We start from the raw sequence: 6,832 nt of genomic DNA, 5'->3' as shown, positions 1-6,832 counted from the left end.
GCCCGCCATGATGCCCGTCGTAGTGCCCGCCATGGTGCCCGTCGTAGTGTCCGCCGTGATGTTCCCCGTAGTGTCCACCACCGTGAAATCCTCCCATCATTTTCATACATCTCCTTTTTCATTCATAACGAATGTTACCTTCAGAGTACCTTTGCAAATAAGAATATTACCTTTAGTACTGTATGCCTGATATTCGTCCAAAGAATGGGCGCACCACGAATTTCATGCCTTTAGATACAATCGCCAAGCTGTTTCTTGCTATAATATCTGGTAGATAGTGTGAATTTGAGGGAGGGGGATTCCCACCATATGAAAATAAAGGTCATCATCGCGGATGATAATTCATTTATTCGAGAGGGTCTGAAGATTATTTTATCAACTTATGAGGAATTTGAAGTGCTCGACACCGTGAGTGATGGAAAGGAAGCCGTTGATTACTGTCTTGTACATGAAGTCGATATTGCCTTGCTTGATGTCCGCATGCCCAATATGAACGGGGTGGAAGCGACAAAGCTGATTGCATCTCAAACGAGCACCAAGCCCATTATTTTAACGACCTTTGATGATGATGAATACATTCTTGAGGCTATCAAAAATGGGGCCAAAGGCTATTTATTAAAAAATAATGATCCGGAACAAATCCGTGATGCGATGAAGAGTGTGTTCCAAGGAAGCAGCATTCTTCAGGATGTTATTCTTGAAAAAATAAAGGCCAATTTGTCGGCGGCGGCAAATAAAGAACCTGAAACAAAAATGGATCTCACCCAGTTTACTGAACGAGAACGAGATATTCTGTCTTTGATTGCGAAGGGATATTCCAATAAAGCCATCTCCAAGGAATTATTTATCTCCGAAGGGACGGTGGCAAATTACATCTCGTCTATTTTAGGAAAGACCGGACTTGAGCACCGAACCCAAATCGCCATTTACTATCTCACGGGGAAAGTCGACTAAGATGGAGATTTGGATCATTTTTATGAAGATGGTATTGCTTGTGTATATTGCTATTCAATGTGCACAAGCAAATCCCAGCCATATCTCTTGGGTGGTTCTCGCGTTTCTGGTTTATTTTTGTACAAACATTTCCCTATATCTTTTTAAAAATAACACCTTCAAAAGGATCCTGCATGTCCTGCCGATCGGTATTTCGACCGTGGCCTATCACTACGTAAATCCTATGTTTTGTTTGCTATTACCACTTTCGATTATGGAACTGGCTTCCGGCTTCATAGAAAAGAAAATAACGATTTTGCTTCTTTCTTTGCTTCCAATTTTATATTTGAATGAATCGGTGCAGCCCGAATATGGCTTAGTAGCTTTTCTTTCTTATTTAATCTTTTCAATTACGTCCATCTATGGCGAAAAACTGGTAAAAAACGAAGCGCAGATTGATTCGATGCGGAAGCAGCTTCAGAAGCTGACTAAACATATTAATGAAAATACCGAATACATACGGCAGTCCGAATACACGTTTAAATTAGAGGAACGCAACCGAATTTCACAGGAAATCCATGATAAAATCGGTCACTCGATGACGGGTGCTCTTTTTCAAATGGAAGCAGCAAAACGGTTGATGGAGACCAATCAGCAAAAGGCAAGCGAACTCCTCCAAAATGCGATCAACATTTCAAAGGAGGGGATTGAAAACATTCGCCTGACGTTAAAGAATATGAAGCCCCCGACGGAGCAGGTGGGAATTCACCGTTTGAAGTTGTTGATTGATGATTTTAATGCAAAGCAACAAATCAAAACGGTCCTTACACATGAAGGCAATTTAGACATTATTGAGCCAATACATTGGAAAATTATCCATGAAAATGTCACGGAGGCACTGACGAACGCAATGAAATATTCCCATGCAACGCAGGTTTCGGTCGATCTAAAGGTGCTAAACAAAGTGATTCGAGCCGAAGTGAAGGATAATGGGGCTGGAACAGATATGATTAAAAAGGGATTAGGAATCCTTGGCATGGAGGAGCGGACCGCCTCAGTGAATGGAAAGATGATTGTGGATAGTACCCATGGTTTTTCTGTCACCACGCTCCTGCCCTTGGGTTCATGAAAATCTCACGCAAACAATATGAATATTCTCATGTCAAAAGAATGAATGATTGCACTTATGCGCGTTCATTCTTTTTCTATATACTGGAAATATAGAAAACAAACTAGGGGTGAGAGGATGAACGTTTTAGAAATTAAGAACTTAACGAAAAAATTTGCAGACTTTATTGCGGTTGATAATATGAGTTTATCTGTTGCAGAAGGAGAAATCTTTGGCTTTCTTGGTGCCAATGGGGCTGGAAAAAGTACGACGATTAATATGATTGCTGGTCTGCTCCGCAGCAATGATGGGACGATTAACATTCTGGGAAAAAATAGTTCCAAATACAGCCGCTTTGCCAAAATGAATATTGGTATGGTACCTCAGGATTTGGCCATCTATGAAGATATGACCGCCTATGAAAATGTGAAATTCTTTGCCGGTCTTTACGGTCTGCGCAGCTCCGAACTAAATGAGCGTGTCGAGGAGGCCCTTCAATTCGTTGGTCTCCAGGATAAGCATAAAAGCTATCCAAAAGGTTTTTCCGGCGGGATGAAGCGTCGCCTAAATATCGCTTGTGCGATCGCCCACCGCCCGAAGCTGATTATCATGGATGAACCAACCGTCGGGATTGATCCGCAATCCCGGAATTATATCCTTACTTCCGTCCGCAAGTTAAATGAAATGGGCTGTACGATTATTTACACGAGCCACTATATGGAGGAGGTCGAGGAAATCTGTTCACGGATCGCCATCATTGATCATGGGAAAATCATTGCCGAAGGAACGAAGGAACAGTTGAAATCGATCATTACCAATACGAAGGATGTCTGGATTGAGGTCAAATCGACCGAAAATGTGAACATTCAGTTGATTAAAGAAATCAATGGTGTCGAAGCCGTTTCTGTTGATGAAAACCTCATTAAAATCAACTCAGATACTGGAGTAAATAACTTAAACAAAATCATTGAGCATTTTATGAACAGCCAGATTGAAATCCGCTCCTTACAAGAAAAAGCACCGAACCTGGAGACGGTATTCCTAACATTAACCGGAAGAAATTTGCGTGACCAATAAGGGGGGATTACCATTGAACATTCTCAATATCGCGTGGAAAGGAATTAAAACGGACTTTCGGAATACCCGAACCTTATTTTTTATGTTAGCTTTCCCGATAGTGTTAATGCTTGTCCTTGGAACAGCTCTGTCAAACACGTTTACAACGAGTCTGCCTGTTGATGATATTGATGTCTTATATAAAGATACATCGAAGGGAGAGTCCTTTCCTAAATTTATCACTGAGGTTGAAAAATCAGGGATTCATTTTAAACAAGCGACAAAATCGACCGATGCCCAAAAAGAAGTGAAGCAAAATAAATACGATGGCTATGTCGAAGTAACCGATAAAGGGATTCAGCTCTACGTCAATAATGGCAGCAGCATTGAAGGAAACATCCTGCAAGGCATGCTCACTTCCTTTGTCGATCAATACAATATCGCCTCCGAAATCATTAAGGTAGCGCCAGAGAAACTGGAACCTGCGTTCTCGCGTGAAAAGAAGGATGATTTTATTAAAGAAACCTCACTTCTTCCTGATAAACAGCCCGGTTCGATGGATTATTATGCGATTGTTATCACAACGATGATTATTCTGTACGGTGCGATGTCTTCAAGCTCGTTAATCGTGAGTGAACGTGTACGAAAAACGGGCGATCGCTTGATTGCTTCCCCGGTAAGGAAAGGTGAAATTTTCATTGGAAAGGTGCTCGGAAGTCTCGTCAGTAATAGCATCTGTATCTTGCTCGTTATCCTTTTTAGCAAGCTTATTTTCAAAGCCAATTGGGGCGATCATTTAGGCTTGGTCTTCCTTGTACTGCTGACCGAAGTGGTGTTTGCGGTGAGCATGGGAATTGGAGTCAGCTTCTTGTCAAAAACAAGTGCGGGTCCAACAGTGATCATCATGTTGTTCGTGCAGTTATCATCCTTTTTTGGCGGTGCTTATTTTAAAATTGACAATCCCCAAGGCATCTTTAAGTTGATTACGGAACTTTCACCGCTAACATGGATGAATACAGCACTGACGAAGATTATTTATGCAAATGACTTTGCGGCAGCGATCCCTGCGCTGTCGATCAACCTGGCTGGAGCGCTCGTATTCTTGCTGGTGTCAATCATCTCATTGCAAAGACGGGAGGGGTTATAATGAAGGATATCCTCTGGTTAATTCAGAACACGCTGCGTGTGACGTTTCGAAAAAAGAAAAACATTATCATGTACCTGTGTATGCCCTTAGTCGGGATCTTTATTTCCCTGCTCGTCTATGGCGGCGATCAAAAAATGAACCTGCATGTCGGGATCGTTAACGAGGATAAAAGCGAGATTACCTCTGATACGATCGAATTTTTAAAGGGCTTAGAGAATGTCGAGATTTCGACGGTTTCGGCTGGGCAGGTCCAGGATAAAATCTCTTCTGGCAATCTAGACAGTGTGATTACCTTTGAAAAAGGGTATGCTGACAGTGTCTTGGCCGGGGAGCCTGACCATATCGAGATGACCTCGATCAAGGGTGCAGCGATAACTGCTTATGTGAAATCTTATTTATATCAGTATATCGATAATATCGCAACCATCAGTTATGTGGCCGGAGGGAACCAGCAGGTCTTTGAGCAGATGTATAGCGATTATCAGCAAACGAACTACAAGCTAGCGACTCATTCTTTAGAAGACACAGCCAAAAACAAGAACATGGCGAATCAAACAATTGGTTTCCTGATTATGATCATGCTGATGTCAGCTGGAAATATGGCTGAGATTATTCTGTTGGAAAAAGAAAACCGCACCTATTTTCGCTTACTATCAACACCGATTAACGCTCGAAAGTACATCTTCTCTAATATAGTGGTCAACATGATTGTGATGACGATTCAGGTTTTCATTACATTAACGATCATGAAAAACGTCTTTCATATTGGTTTGGGCATGTCGTTTTGGTCCGCAGCGTTTGTGATGATACTGTTTTCCTTGATTTCAGTCGGGATCTCCTTAGTCATTGTTTCTTTTTCAAACAGCCGCAGTGCCGCGGGTGCTTTGCAGAACTTAATTATCACGCCGACGGTTATGCTTTCTGGCTGCTTCTGGCCAGTAGAAGTAATGCCGAAATCATTACAAAAAATCGCCGATTTCCTGCCGCAGCGCTGGACCTTGGATACCTTAACCAAGTTGCAAGAAGGAAATGCATTTAGCGGGTTATACTTGAATTTCACGATTCTATTCGCCTTTGCTGCCGCCTTTTTCTTAATCGCCGTCTATCGATTCAGCAGAAACAATTCCACACAAAATTTTGTCTAAAACCGTTTACTACAAAAGATGACTATCAATTCGATAGTCATTTTTTTGTAAGGCGCATGGGAATAGGATTTACCTAGATTCGGACAACTTTGATCAATTTTGACCCGCTCTGTCCGAATTACCCCTCATTCGGACAACCATGATCAAAATCCAGCCTAAGCTGTCCGAATCAGCCGCGCATTCATAAAAGAAGGAATTTTTTATACAAATATTTAAATCTTTTAATATAGATTAAAGTTTTTAAAGGAGTTATTTCAATGACAGGTTAATCTATCCTATCATCTCCTTTAACTGGTATAGGATCCCTTAACAAGATTATAAATGCATTGGAGGAAAGAAATGCGGACAGAACACGAAATGATGAAATTAATTTTAACAGTAGCAGAAAAAGATGATCGAATTCGTGCAGTGGGAATGAATGGTTCACGAACAAATCCGAATGTTCCTAAAGATATGTTTCAGGATTTTGATATTGTTTATCTCGTAACCGATATGGATTCTTTTGTATGTAACCACGATTGGATCGATGTTTTTGGTGAACGAATCATTATGCAAATGCCTGAAGCGATGTCGATGTTTCCATCAGGATTGGGAAGGCGGTTCACCTATTTAATGCAGTTTACAGATGGAAATCGGATTGATCTGATGTTAGTTCCATTAGATGAAGCAGACGAATATTGTATAGAGGATAAGTTAACGATTATTTTAATGGATAAGGATCATTGCCTTCCTTCAATCCCCCCACCGACCGATGAGGATTACTGGGTAAAACGTCCATCTGCTGAGTTCTTTGCTGATTGTTGCAATGAATTTTGGTGGGTCGCCACTTATATAGCAAAAGGTTTGTGGAGAAGGGAAATTCTTTATGCACAGGAGCATCTTAATCAATACGTCAGACCAATGCTTATGAAAATGCTTGAATGGAAGGTAGGAATACAAACGGACTTTTCCATCAGCGTAGGTAAATGCGGTAAATATTTAGAGGGATTTCTCTCAGAACAGAGTTGGCAGGAGCTTCTTTCCACTTATGCCAAAGGAAGTTATGAAGATGTATGGGGAGCATTATTTACTATGGCTCATTTGTTTCGTACTACAGCAATGGATGTTGCAGAGAGTTTAAATTTTGAATACCCATATGAAGAAGATAAGCGTGTCACGGCATATCTAAAGCATATAGAAACCTTATCGCCAAATGCTAATGAAATCTATTAATCTACTTAAAGATAGGTGTCATTCTTTTTAAACAAATCCAGTACCAAACTCGAAGTCCGTATTCTTCGGGTTTTTTTTATGGGCATTTAGACCCTCTATATAGAAGATGAATGACGAAAGATAAGATACTTTCACGAAAAATATGTAATTTATTCGACTCTTTCTATGAAGTTTCTACATAACATTACAAATTCATTACATTTTCACCAGTACCATTGTTATTATTCTCTT

At 40.7% G+C, this 6,832-nt stretch carries 7 protein-coding genes; all 7 read left to right on the top strand.

From position 1 onward, the window contains the following. Nucleotides 1–234 (top strand): hypothetical protein (locus V7137_RS17365; protein ID WP_335699256.1); only part of this gene is annotated, 234 nt, incomplete at its 5' end. Nucleotides 235–309: 75 nt separating this feature from the next. Continuing rightward, nucleotides 310–954, top strand: coding sequence for a response regulator transcription factor (locus V7137_RS17360; RefSeq protein WP_335699255.1), 645 nt, complete (start codon nt 310–312; stop codon nt 952–954). Between the two features lies 1 nt (nt 955). Next, the gene (locus tag V7137_RS17355) at nt 956–2,062 is read left to right on the top strand and encodes a sensor histidine kinase (RefSeq protein WP_335699254.1); all 1,107 of its coding nucleotides are present in this window, start codon (nt 956–958) and stop codon (nt 2,060–2,062) included. Between the two features lie 117 nt (nt 2,063–2,179). Next, nucleotides 2,180–3,118 (top strand): ABC transporter ATP-binding protein, encoded by a 939-nt coding sequence (locus V7137_RS17350; RefSeq protein ID WP_335699253.1) that lies wholly within the window; start codon nt 2,180–2,182, stop codon nt 3,116–3,118. Nucleotides 3,119–3,131: 13 nt separating this feature from the next. Continuing rightward, nucleotides 3,132–4,244 carry an ABC transporter permease gene (locus V7137_RS17345; RefSeq protein WP_335699252.1) on the top strand — a complete coding sequence of 371 codons (1,113 nt, stop codon included), beginning with the start codon at nt 3,132–3,134 and terminating at the stop codon, nt 4,242–4,244. Next, nucleotides 4,244–5,389: an ABC transporter permease gene (locus V7137_RS17340; protein WP_335699251.1), complete on the top strand. Its 1,146-nt coding sequence runs from the start codon at nt 4,244–4,246 to the stop codon at nt 5,387–5,389. The genes V7137_RS17345 and V7137_RS17340 overlap by 1 nt, the downstream gene beginning before the upstream one ends. Before the next feature lie 339 nt (nt 5,390–5,728). After that, nucleotides 5,729–6,601, top strand: coding sequence for an aminoglycoside 6-adenylyltransferase (locus tag V7137_RS17335; protein WP_335699250.1), 873 nt, complete (start codon nt 5,729–5,731; stop codon nt 6,599–6,601). Nucleotides 6,602–6,832 lie beyond the last annotated feature (231 nt).

The sequence above is a fragment of the Neobacillus drentensis genome, from assembly GCF_036962765.1.
Taxonomy (GTDB): Bacteria; Bacillota; Bacilli; order Bacillales; family Cytobacillaceae; genus Neobacillus; species Neobacillus drentensis_C.
Note: the sequence above shows the minus strand (reverse complement) of the source record. Positions and strands in the feature narration are given on the sequence as shown.